We start from the raw sequence: 12,334 nt of genomic DNA on the forward strand, positions 1-12,334 counted from the left end.
GCGAGCGCGCGCGTGTGTACGGCGACACGCCGTAAATCCTGTACTTTTGCGCGCCTTCGGCGCGGAGGTGTGACCCGGCTTGGTCGCGCGAGCGCCCAGCCGACAAGATGGAGAGCGAAATGCCCGCGCGAGCCGACGACGTCGGGTCGCACATCTGCGTTGAGGTCGCCATCATGCACGTTCGCAGCCACCACCTGGTCAGTCGTGTAAGCCGTTGCGGTGCAAGCCTTTTAGTAGCCACGGCCGTGCTCGTTACGCCCGGGCAAGCGGCCGCCGCCCCACTTCCCGCTGCCCCCGCGCTAGCTGCCGACCCCGCGCTGCTGGCCCGCGACCTCGTCGCCGACGAGCAGGCACTGCGCGACCCGGCGTCGACGGACGCGGTGTTGCAGGCGGCCGCGCTGCGTCAACAGGCGGCCTACCGTGCCATCGGACGCCACCCGGAGTGGGAGTCGATCGTGCGGCCCGTCATCCCCGCATCGCTGGTCGGCATCTACGACCTCAACGTTGATGCGCGCCACCACCTGATGGCGCTCAACGCCGGAGAAGCCAAACCCACCCTGCCCGCGTGGCGCATCGACGCGCCGGCGCCGGTCGGTGAACTCGCCGGCTATTACCAGGCGGCCGCGGCGGCCACCGGTGTCGCCTGGAATTACCTCGCGGCGATCAACATGGTCGAAACCGACTTCGGCCGCATCAACGGTGTCAGCACCGCCGGCGCGCAGGGGCCCATGCAGTTCCTGCCCTCCACCTTTGCGTCGTACGCCGAGGGGGGCGACATCCACTCGGCGCGCGACAGCATCATGGCGGCCGGCCGGATGCTCGCCGCCAACGGGTTCGCAAGCAACCCTGACGGCGCCGTCTACAGCTACAACCACTCCAGCCACTACGTCGGAGCCGTCAAGGACTACGCCGCGGCGATCGCCGCCGACCCGGCCGTCCTTCCGGACTACCACCGGTGGGATGTCTATTACCTGACCACCTCGGGTGACGTCCTGCTGCCGGTCGGATACCTGGCTTCCGAGCGGATTCCCGTCGCCGACTACCTGGCGAGCCACCCGCAGTGACCTTGACAGGCAAGTAGCTACTTGCCTAACGTGAGCTCGTGGGGGACGTCTTCAAGGCCCTGGCCGATCCCACGCGACGCATCATCCTCGACGAACTGACCGACCGAAACGGGCAGACGCTCTTTGAGATCTGCGCTCGGCTGGCGACCAAGCACGGGCTGGGCTCGTCTCGGCAGGCGGTTTCGCAGCACCTCGATGTGCTCGAGGAAGCGGGTCTGGTCGAGACCCGCCGCGAGGGCCGATACAAGTTCCACTACATCAACACCGCGCCGTTGGAACCGATCGTCGCGCGATGGCTCAACAGGGGAAAGGGATCACCATGAGAATCAATCTGGCCAGCATCCTCGTCGACGACCAGGATAAGGCGCTGCGGTTTTACACCGAGATTCTCGGCTTCGTGACCAAGGCCGATATCCCGATGGGCGAGGCTCGCTGGATCACGGTGGTGTCACCCGAGGACACGAACGGCACCGAACTGGTTCTCGAGCCGGACGGGCATCCCGCGGTCAAGCCGTTCAAAGAGGCGCTCGTTGCCGACGGCATACCTTTCACGTCCTTCGCCGTCGACGACACTCACGCTGAATTCGAACGCTTGACCGGCCTGGGCGTGCGGTTCACCCAGGAGCCCGTGGCCATGGGCCCCGTGATCACCGCGGTCCTCGATGACACCTGCGGAAACCTGATTCAAATCGCGCAGCTGACCGGTTGAGCCGGGCGGGGCACACGACTGCTGCGCGAACCAGGTCGCCTGTCCGGCGCCGACACTGATATCGCATGCGCTATCACGTTTGCAGCGGCATCATGCCGAGGATTCCCGGTGCTAAAGTGACGGATGTGACTCGCCGGAGAACCCCGGCCCCGGCTCGGGCGTCACATTGCGAGCGGTGATCTCGTCACCGCAGTGGGCGCAGATCAGCCGCGGATCGGCGACCTCGCCACAAGGCTGGTGCCGCAACAGGATTGGTGGCCCATTCGGGTTCGGCAGGTGCTCGTCGCCCCAGCGCATCAACACCACTACCGCGCCGAACAGCTCGTGCCCCACGTCGGTGAGGCGGTACTCGTAGCGTTCGGGATCCTGCGAATAGCGCACCCGCTCAAGCAGTCCCGCATCGACGAGCATTCGCAGCCGCGACGACAGTGTCGGCCGCGGAATGTTGAGGTTGCGGGCGAGTTGACCGAAGCGCTGTACACCGAAGAACGCCTCACGCAGAATCAGCAGGGTCCACCGTTCGCCCACCAACTCCAGCGCCCGGCCGACCGACTCCCCGTGGAAGCGGTGAGACAGATCGGTAGCCGCCATAGTTCAATCACTGTACCGGTTCAAATACTGAACCGCACGTGGTAGCTTGACTGCACCGTCACCGTTACCGGGAGTCGCCGATGAACCATGCAGATACCCCCGAGGTCCTCGCGGAAAAGATCGCGCTGTCGGCCCGGGATCTGGCGCCCGAGATCGACCGCGAGCGCCGGCTTCCACCCGAACTGGTCACGCGACTGAACGAGGCCGGCATGCTGCGCGCCACCATGCCGCGCGAGGTCGACGCCCTCGAATTGTCGCCGCCGACGGCCCTGCGGTGCGCTGAGGCGATAGCCCGGGGCGACGCGGCGACGGGATGGTGCGTGTCGATCGCGATCACCAGCGCATTGCTGGTGGCCTACTTGCCGGACGCCGCGCGAGACGAGATGTTCGGCGGCGGCCGGGGCGTCGCGGCCGGGGTGTGGGCGCCACGTGGCAAGGCCGAGTCGGTCGACGGCGGTGTGGTGGTGTCCGGACGCTGGCCGTTCTGTAGCGGAATCACGCACGCGGACATACTCTTTGCCGGATGCTTCGTCGGGGAGAGCCGGGTGCCCTCTGTTGTCGCGCTGCCGAAGGAAGACCTGCAGGTCCTGGATAACTGGCACACCCTCGGACTGCGCGGCACCGGTAGCCACGACACCGTCGCCGAGGAGGTCTTCGTGCCCGCCGACCGCGTGTTCTCAGTATTCGACGGGCCGACGGTAAACCGGCCGCTGTATCGCTTTCCAGTGTTCGGGTTCTTCGCGCTGTCAGTGGCCGCTGCCGCCCTCGGCAATGCCCGTGCGGCGATTGACGATCTCGTTGAACTCGCAGGGGGCAAAAAGGGACTCGGGTCGACGCGGACCCTCGCAGAGCGCCCGGCGACGCAGTCCGCGGTGGCGGCCGCGGAGTCGGCACTGGCCGCGGCCCGGGCGCTTTACTACGAGGCGACCGAAAACGCTTGGCAGGCCAGTCAGGAGCCCGACCCCGTGCCGATTGCCCTGCGCAACCGGCTACGCCTGGCGGCCACCCACGCCGCACGCACCTCCGCCGACGTGGTGCGCACCATGTACGACCTGGCCGGCGGCACCGCCATCTACGACACCTCGCCGCTGCAGCGCCGGTTCCGCGACGCCTTCACCGCCACCGCACACTTCCAAGTGAACGAAGCATCGCGCGAACTGCCCGGCCGTCTGCTACTGGACCAGCACGCCGACACCTCGATGCTGTGACGAAACTCGAAGTCGTCCTTCCGTTTTGGCTCGACCGGCCCGACCGTGAGGCGCTGGAGATCGCGCGGACGGTAGCGGAATCCGGTTTCGATGCGTTGTGGATCGGGGAGATGGCCACCTACGACGCGTTCGCCCTGGCGACGGCGATCGGGCTGCGAGCATCGGAGCTGCCACTGAAGATCGGGCCGCTGGCCGTCGGAGTGCGCGGCCCGGTGACGCTCGCGCTCGGCGTTAGTACCGTGGCGTCTCTGACCGGCAACCGTGTCGACCTCGCCCTCGGCGCATCCAGCCCGGCGATCGTGACCGGCTGGCACAACCGTGTCTGGGCTAACCACGTGTCGGTGATGCGGGAAACCATCGAATGCCTGCGGCCGATGCTGGCCGGCGAGCGCGTCACCTATCACGGCCGGCACGTCAACAGCCAGGGGTTCCGGCTGCGCAACCCGGTCCCTGAGGCGCGAATTGCGTTGGGCGCGTTCGGTCCCGGGATGATCTCTCTGGCCGCGCAGCAGGCTGACGAGGTGGTGCTCAACCTCGCCTCGCCCGCCCGGGTGGCCCAGGTGCGGGAAGCGATCGAGCGTGTCGCTGCCGGTCGTCCCGTCCCCCGCCTCACGGTTTGGGTGCCGGTCGGCCTCGATCCGGGCTCCGCGGCGCATGCCCAGCTGGCCGGTCAGCTGGGCGTCTATCTTTCACCGCCGGGTTACGGAGAGATGTTCAGCGCGTTGGGCTTTGGGGAGCTGGTGCAGCGGGCCCGCGCCGGATCGTCCCGTCGTGCACTGGCGGCCGCCATTCCCGTCGAGCTGCTCGACACGGTGTGCGCCCTGGGTCCGCCGACCCGCATAGGGCAACGGCTGCGCGAGTACCGGGATGCCGGTGCGGACTGTGTCGCGGTGGTACCCGCCACCGCAGAGGATGCCGGCGGCCGCAGGGTTCTCAACGCATTGAGTCAGGAGATGCCATGACGCTCACCAATACCGTGTGCCGGCTGGCTGCCCGTCCGGTCGGCCTGCCGAAGGTCTCCGATTGGCGGATCAGCGACGAGCCGGCCGCGGCTCCCGCTGACGGTGAGTTCCTAGTGCAGGTCGAGTACCTGTCGGTCGATCCGGCGATGCGGACATGGATGAATGCCGGCCGGTCCTACGTGCCGCCGGTGGAGATCGGGGAGGTGATGCGAGCCGGCGCCATCGGGCGCGTTATCGAGTCGCGACACCCGGACTTCGCGACCGGCGACGAGGTGTTCGGCGCGTTCGGGGTGCAACGCTACGCGGTCTCCGACGGCCGCGACGTGACCCCGGTCGACACCACGCTGGCGCCCGCCCCGGTGCACCTCGGCGCGCTGGGCATCAGCGGGCTGACCGCCTACTTCGGGCTGCTCGACGTGGGCCGGCCACAGCCGGGCCAGACCGTCGTCATCTCCGGCGCTGCCGGATCGGTGGGCAGCATCGCCGGTCAGATCGCGCGCATCAAGGGTTGCCGCGCGGTCGGCATCGCCGGCGGTGAAGACAAGTGCCGCTGGCTGGTCGAGGAACTCGGGTTCGACGCCGCCATCGACTACAAGTCCGGCGATCTGCGCAGCCAGTTGAAAACTTCTGCGCCCGAGGGCATCGACGTCTTCTTCGACAACGTCGGCGGCGCCACCCTGGAAGCCGCGCTGTCCCGGCTGGCCCGCGGCGCACGCGTGGTGATCTGCGGTGCGATCTCGCAGTACAACGCCAGCGGCGAACTTCGCGGCCCGGCGAACTACATGCAACTGTTGGTCGCACGCGCGTCGATGACCGGCTTCGTGATCTTCGACTACGCCGACCGATACCGGGAAGCCGTTGTGCAACTGGCGGATTGGCTGCGCAGTGGTGATTTGCGGTCACGCGAGCAGGTCGTCGAAGGAGGCATCGGCGACTTTCCCGAGGTGCTGCTCAAGCTGTTCCGCGGTGACAACACCGGCAAACTGATCCTGGCGCTCGCGTCCTGACGCCGGCGGGTTTCGTTTCCGCCGCCGACGGCTTGCTAGTCGTCGAGACCGACGGCTGAGTTGCCAAAGATTGCCCGGTGCATCTAGATATTGAAGCGGCCGGCGAACGCGCGCAGCGGCAAGTCGGCGCTGGTGATCAGGCCTGGGGGAGCGGCGACGACCGACCTGATCGAGTTCAGCGCCGGCAAACCGGTGACCGTCATGCCGATGGAGGCGAAGTTGTCCGGGTTGGACAGATCGACGCCAGGCTTCGGGAAGATCATGTGCTTGTTGTAGATGCACGGATCACCCTTGATCTGAGTGATGTAGCAGCCCTTGATATCCCAGTTGGGGTCGGTGTGCGGGGTCATCTGCCATTCCAGGTGCGTTTCCACCCGGGGCACCCCGTCCACCATGCCCTGATACTTGATGTAGTTTCCGCCCAGCGAACCCTTCGGCAGCGTGTACCAGCCCAAATCGACATCCTTGGTGCAAGCGCCCAATTCGTAGGTGAACTTGACCTCGTCGAGTTCGAGGTCGAAGCAGTCGGCCATCATCAGGACACTGTCGGCGAACACGCGGGTGTACTTCTCCAATTTGCCCGGAATGGATGGATCGTCAACCGGCAGGCCGTAACCCACCTCGATCCAGGTGTCCTTGGAGTGGTGGCACGACACGTCAACCGACTCGATGGTGGTGACGTTCTCGATCTCGGCGACATCGGCCGAACAGACCACGCCCAAGATCTGGTTGACGCCGGGGTTCATGCCCGTCCCGTAGAACGTCGAGCCGCCCTTCGCGCAAGCCTCCGCCAGCAGCTGTGTGACGGGTTTGCCGGAGTGGTGCGGATGGTTGCGGTCGCGGTGCCAGCCGGTGATCCAGTCGGCGGTGGTGACGATATTGATGCCGGCCTCGAGGACTTTGACGTACAGGTCCTCGTCGGGGAAGACGCCGTGGAAGGTCAGCACGTCGGGCTTGGCGGCGATGATTTCCTCGACGCTGCCGGTGGCCTTGACACCGTTGGGCGCCAACCCGACCAGCTCACCGACGTCGCGGCCGACCTTCTCCGGTGAATAGCAGTGCACGCCAATCAATTGCAGGTCCGGATGGGTGGCGATGCGCTTGATCATCTCGGAACCGACGTTGCCGGTGGCGACCTGGAAGACCTTGATCGGAGGCGTCATTGTTGTGCCTTTCCGGAGCTGTTGAGTTCGGCGGCGGTGCCGCCCTTTCCATCGGGATAGAACTTCTTGGCCCAGTTACGGATCGCAGTGAATCCCTCGTACTCCGCGTTCGCGAGCGCCGGCGGGTCGGAGTAGCGCTGGTGCGCCCAGATGTGCACGTCCTGGGCGAACTGGCGGATCACCTCTTCACCGAACATGCGAGCCTTGGCTTGGGCGCGCTCGTCGTCCCGGCCCGGAACTCGGCCGATATACACCATGAACCGGACGTCGGAGGTGCGCTCGTCGACCGGGGTGATCGCCGAGATGGTGCGATTGTCGACCATCCCCCAGCTTCTGGTGACGGCCACGCCCAGTCCGCCGTTGATGGCCTCGACACCGCTTCTGACGTCCTCGATGCTCTGTTGGTCGTCGCCTTCGAAGGTGATGGTGAAGTCGACGTAGGACACCGGTTCGTCGAAGTCGTGCCGGGTGAAGATCGGCACGATCGGTGTGTTGTGGACGTATTTGAAGTGGGCGAAGTCGACACCGTTCTCCAGCACGTACTGCGGGTGTAACTCCAGCCCCTGCCGGAACAGTCGCTGCTGTGGGTAGTAGTCGGCTTTTCGGCGACCGTCGCCGAAGTCTTCGAAGATGTCAGGTGCCTCGAAAAACGGTGCGCGGCCCTCGATGTCGTGCCAGATGTAGACCGACTCGTTGCGCTCGACCACCGGGTAGGTGCGGATGCGTCGTCCCCGGTTGGGACGGTCCTGGTACGGGATGCAGACATTGCGCCCCTGCTGGCTCCACTGCCAGCCGTGAAACGGGCACTGCAGTACCTCGCCGACGACCGTGCCGCCGTAGCCCAGATGAGCGCCGAGGTGTTCGCAGTACGCGTTCATCACGGTCAGTTGGCCCGAATCGGCGCGCCAGGCGACCATCTCCTGGTCGAAGTACTTCATCGTGTGGACGTCACCGATGCCGATCTCCTCGGACCACGCGACCTGGAACCAGCCGGTGGGCTTCATCGACAAAGGCGGCTTGGCCATGCACCAGTCCTTTCCGGGGTGATCATCAAGCACTCTATGAAAAAGTCATAGATGAGTCAACGAAACTGCGCTGTCCGCGTTACCATTCGCACATGGCAGTGGCGGACAGCGCGAATCGCAGGGCCAACAAGCGGGGGCTGGCCACGCGCGAGGCGATGCTGCAGGCCGCCGTGACGGCCCTGGCCTCTGGGGATCCCGGAGCGGTTTCGGCGAACCGCATCGCCAAACAGATCGGGGTCACCTGGGGCACCGTGCAATATCAATTCGGGGACGCCGACGGGTTTTGGGCGGCGGTGTTGCACCACACGGCGCAGCGGCGGGCCAACGTGTTCGCCAACCCCGACGCCGGGGCGTCGTTGCGGGAACGGGTCGCGGAGATCATCGACACGCTGTACGACGGGCTGACCTCGCCCGACTCGCGGGCGATCGAGAATTTGCGCGCGGCGTTGCCGCGTGATCCCAGCGAGCTGGATCGGCTCTACCCGCGCACCGCCGCGGAACTGCGGTCGTGGGGCCAGGGCTGGCACGCGACCTGTCAGAAGGCGTTCGCCGACCTGCAGGTAGACCCCCAACGGGTGCACGAGATCGCGACGTTGATCCCGGGCGCCATGCGCGGTCTGGTCTCCGAACGCCAGCTCGGCAGCTACGCCGACCTCGACGAGGCGCGCCGCGGACTGACCAACGCGATCGTCGCCTACCTGGCGGAGTCGGCCCGCGCAATCTGACAGGATTCACCGCCCGGCGACTGGGTACGACAGGGGCGTGCCACAGACGAACGAACTGACAGTCCTCGACCCGCGCACCGGCGACGTGGCGTCCCGAACGCGGGTCGCGGAAGAACAGGAATGTGACCAGGCGGTTGCGCGCGCCCGCGCGGCCGGCACCGCATGGGCGCGTACCGCGCCGGCGGAGCGCGCCACCCGCGTCAGGGATGCCGCCGCGGCGGTGGAAGCCGTGGCCAAAGAACTCGCCGAACTGGTGCAGCGCGAGACCGGCAAGCCGCTCGACGATGCGCTGGGGGGTGTGCAGGCCGGCGTGGACACCCTGCGGCAGTACGCCGAACTTGGTCCGCTGCACCGCGGCCGGAGTCTCCAAGGCAACTGGGCTGCAACCGATTTCATGATCGCCGAGCCGCGAGGCGTGGTCGCGGTGCTGACGCCGTGGAATGACCCGGTCGCCGTCGCGGCCGGCTTGCTCGGTGCTGCGCTGGTGACCGGCAACACCGTGGTGCACAAACCCAGCGAACGCTGCCCATCGGCGGGCCGGCGCTTCGCCGAACTGATCGCCGCGCATCTCCCCGAGGGTGTGCTGGAGATCGTCGACGGCGAGGCGGGCGTCGGCGCCCGGTTGGCCGCAGCGGACGTCGACGTGGTGGCCCATGTCGGCAGTTCGGCCACTGGCCGCGAGATCGCCCGGTCCTGCGCGGACCGCGGAGCCAAGGCGCTACTCGAGAACGGCGGCAACGACCCCTTGATCGTCGATGCCGGGGTGGACCCGCGGTGGGCCGCCGAGCAGGCGGCGACCGGCGCGTTCGCCAACGCCGGCCAGATCTGTGTGTCGGTCGAACGCATCTACGTGGTGGCGTCGGTGGCACAACGCTTCCTCGACGCGCTCGTGGAGCAGGCCGGCACCTGGGAGACCCGGATCGGACCTCTGGTGGACCAGCGTCACTGCGAGCACGTACACCGGCACGTCCAGGACGCGGTCGACAAGGGCGCGACTGTGCTGACCGGGGGTGAACCCGGCCCGGGGCCGGGCTCGTTCTACCCCCCGACAGTGCTGACCGGTTGCGAAACGGACATGCTCGTCTTCACCGAAGAGACGTTCGGCCCGGTTGCGCCGGTGCGCGTGGTGGATGATTTCGAGACGGCGCTGGCCGAAGCCGCCCGCGACCGGTACGGACTCGCCGCGACCGTATTGACCCCGAATATGGCTCGCGCACAAGCAGCTTGGCGTACCTTGCCAGTGGGTACGGTCAAGGTCAACGCGGTATTCGGCGGGGCCCCGGGCGGGGCATCGGAGCCGCGCCGGGCCAGCGGCAGTGGTTTCGGCTTCGGCCCGGAACTGCTCGACGAGATGACCGCTGTCAAGGTGGTGCACTGGACGGCGCCGGACGGTGACTGAGCGAAAGCTTGGGGATCGCGCGTTCATATCGCCCAAGGGTGGGGTACCAAGGGTGTGTGAAAGGTCTGGCTGCACGGCTCGTGCAGATTTATCGACGAACGGGCGCCGACGTGCCCTTCGGGGATCCGGTCCCGTCGCACGGCACCGAAATGGAGGGCTGGTTCTGGCGCCTGTCGGACCGCCACGAGGGACGGGTGGTCGTCGCACTCTGCAGCGCCAACCGGCACCGTGACGGCGACTGGTCGACAGCGGCGATCGCGCTGCATCCCGGCGGGGTCGTGCGCTCGGCGGCGGTCGACGGTGTGACCGCGAGTCAGACGCGGTTCGATGTGCGCGCGGAATCGGGTGCCAATCTGATCGATGCCGGCGCAGAACGCCTCAAGATGGTGCTCGGCGACACCGCGGTCGACCTGAAGTTTCACGACGCGTATCAATGGCCCAAGCCGTTCGGCGGCGGCGGCATCTTCTCCTCGGTGCCGTTCCTCAACCAGTACTGGCATCCGTACCGGTTGGGCGGCAAAGCCTCGGGCACCGTGACCCATCAAGACCAGCGTTGGGAATTCACCGACGCCGCTCTTTACTGCGAACGCAATTGGGGAGCGGGCTTTCCGCTGAGGTGGTGGTGGGGTCAGGCTCACGACTTCGGCGAAGCCGACGTCTCCGTGGCGTTCTCGGGAGGTCTGCTGGAGCTCGGACCACTCAACCGTCATGTCACGGGAGTCGTTGTGCGACTGGGAGATCGGGTGATACGCATCACTCCTCCCGCTTGGGTGTCATCGCACTGCGACGCGCAACGGTGGCACATCGATGCCCGCACCCCGCGCTATCGCGTCGAACTCGACGGGCGTGGCACCCCGCAGGGGCAGCACGTGCTGCCCGTGCCGCTGCCGGCCGAGCGCCGCAATATCGACTCTGACTACGAAAACCTGGCCGGCACGTTGCACTGCCGGATCCGGGAATGGGGTCGCGTCTTTTTCGAGGGCACATCGACGCTGGCCGGCCTCGAGGTCGGCAGCCGACCGTCATGACGAGCCGACTGGTCAGCCGACACATGCAGAATTGGGTACGCTGCAACGCCATGAGGCGGACGCGATGAGCGCGGGCCTGTTCGGCCTGTTGGACGACGTCGCGCTGTTTGCGCGGCTCACCGCCGCATCGTTGGACGACGTGAGCGGTGCCGCCGGACGGGCGACCGCCAAGGCGGCGGGCGTGGTCATCGATGACACCGCCGTCACGCCGCAGTACGTAGACGGGATCTCGGCCGAGCGTGAATTGCCCATCATCAAGCGCATTGCGCTGGGGTCGCTGCGGAACAAGCTGTTCTTCATCCTGCCCGGCGCAATGTTGCTCAGCCAGTTCGCGCCGTGGTTGCTGAGCCCGATTCTGATGCTGGGGGCTACGTACCTGTGTTACGAAGGCGCCGAGAAGGTGTGGGGCACGCTGCGCGGTCACGACCACGGGACGCAAGAGCCGGAGAGCGAGGGTCACATGGTGGCCGGCGCAATCCGGACGGACTTCATCCTCTCAGCCGAGATCATGGTGATCGCACTCAACGAGGTGGCCGCTCAGGCGTTCGTACCCCGCTTGGTGATCTTGGTGATCGTTGCGTTGGTCATCACCCTGGCCGTATACGGGGTCGTCGCCGGCATCGTCAAGATGGACGACGTGGGCCTGCACCTGAGCCGGACCTCGTCTGGGCTCGGCAGGAAGATCGGGCGCGGTTTGGTAGCGGGGATGCCCAAACTGCTGGGGCTGCTGTCCGCCGTCGGGACGGTGGCCATGCTCTGGGTCGGCGGCCACATTCTGCTGATGGGCGCTGACCATCTCGGTTGGCACACACCTTATGGATTGGTGCACCACGCGCAGGAGTGGATGCACCACGCAGCGGGACCGGTCGGCGGAATACTCGGCTGGTTGGTCAACACCGCCATGTCCGCTGTGGTCGGATCCGTGATCGGAGCTGCCGTGTTGCCCTTCGTGCATCTGCTGCAACGGGTGCGCCGGCCCGGCTCGCCGACTTAGTCCGCCGGCTCCCCTGCGTCCCAGATGTGCTGTGTCTCTTGGCTAACCGACCGATGATGGGTCTGCTGGAAGTTGCGCCCGCCTCGGCCGAACGTCGCGACGACCGCGGCGGGTGCGCCGGATTCGAGCAGCGGCTCAGCCAGCCACGTGCAACGCCGTACGTGCACCAGGTCGACGGCCACCGCGCCGGGGTCCTCGTCGCGAAAATAGGGTCCGGCCACCCGGCCGAGCCAGAACAATCGGTCCTGATCGCGGGTCCACACGAACGAGCCTTCGGGTAAGGCGGCGAAGCGGTCGACCCGGCGGGCCAGGCGTTCCTCCTCGGCCGCGTTGCGCACCAGCCGGCCGAAGCCGCACAGCCCCAGCCTGAGGGCGCGTTCGAGGGTGGCTCGCCAATCGATCTCGTTGCTGCGGGAGCGCATTGGAGCGCGGTAGACGTCGGCCATGCCGCTCATTGTG

General features: G+C 66.8%; 14 protein-coding genes. 10 read left to right on the plus strand and 4 right to left on the minus strand.

The annotated features are described in order from the left end of the window. The first annotated feature begins 173 nt into the window (after window positions 1–173). Genes AWC08_RS08315 through AWC08_RS08325 form a run of 3 tightly spaced genes read left to right on the plus strand, consistent with a single transcriptional unit; the run spans window position 174 to window position 1,773 of the window. Window positions 174–1,064 carry a lytic transglycosylase domain-containing protein gene (locus AWC08_RS08315; protein ID WP_085087688.1) on the plus strand — a complete coding sequence of 297 codons (891 nt, stop codon included), beginning with the start codon at window positions 174–176 and terminating at the stop codon, window positions 1,062–1,064. A 38-nt stretch (window positions 1,065–1,102) separates the two neighbouring features. Then, the gene (locus AWC08_RS08320; protein ID WP_065137085.1) at window positions 1,103–1,387 is read left to right on the plus strand and encodes an ArsR/SmtB family transcription factor; all 285 of its coding nucleotides are present in this window, start codon (window positions 1,103–1,105) and stop codon (window positions 1,385–1,387) included. Next, entirely contained in the window at window positions 1,384–1,773 is a 390-nt protein-coding gene (locus AWC08_RS08325) for a VOC family protein (RefSeq protein ID WP_069435660.1), read from the plus strand. Before AWC08_RS08320 ends, AWC08_RS08325 begins: the two co-directional genes overlap by 4 nt. A 111-nt stretch (window positions 1,774–1,884) precedes the next feature. On the opposite strand, the gene AWC08_RS08330 is transcribed toward AWC08_RS08325, so the two are convergent. Continuing rightward, window positions 1,885–2,364: a winged helix-turn-helix transcriptional regulator gene (locus AWC08_RS08330; RefSeq protein WP_069435659.1), complete on the minus strand. Its 480-nt coding sequence runs from the start codon at window positions 2,362–2,364 to the stop codon at window positions 1,885–1,887. 80 nt (window positions 2,365–2,444) lie between these two features. Here AWC08_RS08330 and AWC08_RS08335 point away from each other — a divergent pair, with 80 nt between their 5' ends. Genes AWC08_RS08335 through AWC08_RS08345 form a run of 3 tightly spaced genes read left to right on the plus strand, consistent with a single transcriptional unit; the run spans window position 2,445 to window position 5,541 of the window. Further along, complete coding sequence (locus tag AWC08_RS08335; protein ID WP_085087682.1) at window positions 2,445–3,572, plus strand: acyl-CoA dehydrogenase family protein; 1,128 nt, start codon at window positions 2,445–2,447, stop codon at window positions 3,570–3,572. After that, window positions 3,569–4,534 carry an LLM class F420-dependent oxidoreductase gene (locus AWC08_RS08340; protein WP_069433440.1) on the plus strand — a complete coding sequence of 322 codons (966 nt, stop codon included), beginning with the start codon at window positions 3,569–3,571 and terminating at the stop codon, window positions 4,532–4,534. Before AWC08_RS08335 ends, AWC08_RS08340 begins: the two co-directional genes overlap by 4 nt. Then, window positions 4,531–5,541 (plus strand): NADP-dependent oxidoreductase, encoded by a 1,011-nt coding sequence (locus tag AWC08_RS08345; protein ID WP_069433441.1) that lies wholly within the window; start codon window positions 4,531–4,533, stop codon window positions 5,539–5,541. The genes AWC08_RS08340 and AWC08_RS08345 overlap by 4 nt, the downstream gene beginning before the upstream one ends. Window positions 5,542–5,624: 83 nt before the next feature. On the opposite strand, the gene AWC08_RS08350 is transcribed toward AWC08_RS08345, so the two are convergent. Continuing rightward, window positions 5,625–6,704, minus strand: coding sequence for an NAD(P)H-dependent amine dehydrogenase family protein (locus AWC08_RS08350; protein ID WP_069433442.1), 1,080 nt, complete (start codon window positions 6,702–6,704; stop codon window positions 5,625–5,627). Further along, entirely contained in the window at window positions 6,701–7,729 is a 1,029-nt protein-coding gene (locus tag AWC08_RS08355; RefSeq protein WP_069433470.1) for an aromatic ring-hydroxylating dioxygenase subunit alpha, read from the minus strand. Before AWC08_RS08355 ends, AWC08_RS08350 begins: the two co-directional genes overlap by 4 nt. Window positions 7,730–7,821: 92 nt before the next feature. On the opposite strand from AWC08_RS08355, the gene AWC08_RS08360 reads away from it, so the two are divergent. From AWC08_RS08360 to AWC08_RS08375, 4 genes are all read left to right on the plus strand, one after another. After that, complete coding sequence (locus AWC08_RS08360; protein WP_142283473.1) at window positions 7,822–8,454, plus strand: TetR/AcrR family transcriptional regulator; 633 nt, start codon at window positions 7,822–7,824, stop codon at window positions 8,452–8,454. Window positions 8,455–8,491: 37 nt separating this feature from the next. Beyond that, window positions 8,492–9,853 (plus strand): aldehyde dehydrogenase family protein, encoded by a 1,362-nt coding sequence (locus AWC08_RS08365; RefSeq protein WP_232007835.1) that lies wholly within the window; start codon window positions 8,492–8,494, stop codon window positions 9,851–9,853. A gap of 56 nt (window positions 9,854–9,909) precedes the next feature. Next, entirely contained in the window at window positions 9,910–10,881 is a 972-nt protein-coding gene (locus AWC08_RS08370; protein WP_232007836.1) for a tocopherol cyclase family protein, read from the plus strand. A gap of 64 nt (window positions 10,882–10,945) precedes the next feature. Next, the gene (locus tag AWC08_RS08375; protein WP_069433444.1) at window positions 10,946–11,875 is read left to right on the plus strand and encodes a DUF808 domain-containing protein; all 930 of its coding nucleotides are present in this window, start codon (window positions 10,946–10,948) and stop codon (window positions 11,873–11,875) included. Here AWC08_RS08375 and AWC08_RS08380 read toward each other — a convergent pair. Then, complete coding sequence (locus AWC08_RS08380) at window positions 11,872–12,321, minus strand: hypothetical protein (protein ID WP_065137131.1); 450 nt, start codon at window positions 12,319–12,321, stop codon at window positions 11,872–11,874. The two genes, AWC08_RS08375 and AWC08_RS08380, sit on opposite strands and share 4 nt — an antisense overlap. Window positions 12,322–12,334 lie beyond the last annotated feature (13 nt).

This window comes from Mycobacterium gordonae, assembly GCF_002101675.1.
Lineage (GTDB): Bacteria > Actinomycetota > Actinomycetes > Mycobacteriales > Mycobacteriaceae > Mycobacterium > Mycobacterium gordonae.

Bases quoted from the DNA above. Each gene is read 5' to 3' on its own strand.
- AWC08_RS08360 (WP_142283473.1), top strand. From the start codon at position 7,822: ATGGCAGTGGCGGACAGCGCGAATCGCAGGGCCAACAAGCGGGGGCTG.
- AWC08_RS08330 (WP_069435659.1), bottom strand. From the start codon at position 2,364: ATGGCGGCTACCGATCTGTCTCACCGCTTCCACGGGGAGTCGGTCGGC.
- AWC08_RS08375 (WP_069433444.1), top strand. From the start codon at position 10,946: ATGAGCGCGGGCCTGTTCGGCCTGTTGGACGACGTCGCGCTGTTTGCG.
- AWC08_RS08350 (WP_069433442.1), bottom strand. From the start codon at position 6,704: ATGACGCCTCCGATCAAGGTCTTCCAGGTCGCCACCGGCAACGTCGGT.
- AWC08_RS08335 (WP_085087682.1), top strand. From the start codon at position 2,445: ATGAACCATGCAGATACCCCCGAGGTCCTCGCGGAAAAGATCGCGCTG.
- AWC08_RS08380 (WP_065137131.1), bottom strand. From the start codon at position 12,321: ATGGCCGACGTCTACCGCGCTCCAATGCGCTCCCGCAGCAACGAGATC.
- AWC08_RS08325 (WP_069435660.1), top strand. From the start codon at position 1,384: ATGAGAATCAATCTGGCCAGCATCCTCGTCGACGACCAGGATAAGGCG.
- AWC08_RS08345 (WP_069433441.1), top strand. From the start codon at position 4,531: ATGACGCTCACCAATACCGTGTGCCGGCTGGCTGCCCGTCCGGTCGGC.
- AWC08_RS08355 (WP_069433470.1), bottom strand. From the start codon at position 7,729: ATGGCCAAGCCGCCTTTGTCGATGAAGCCCACCGGCTGGTTCCAGGTC.
- AWC08_RS08315 (WP_085087688.1), top strand. From the start codon at position 174: ATGCACGTTCGCAGCCACCACCTGGTCAGTCGTGTAAGCCGTTGCGGT.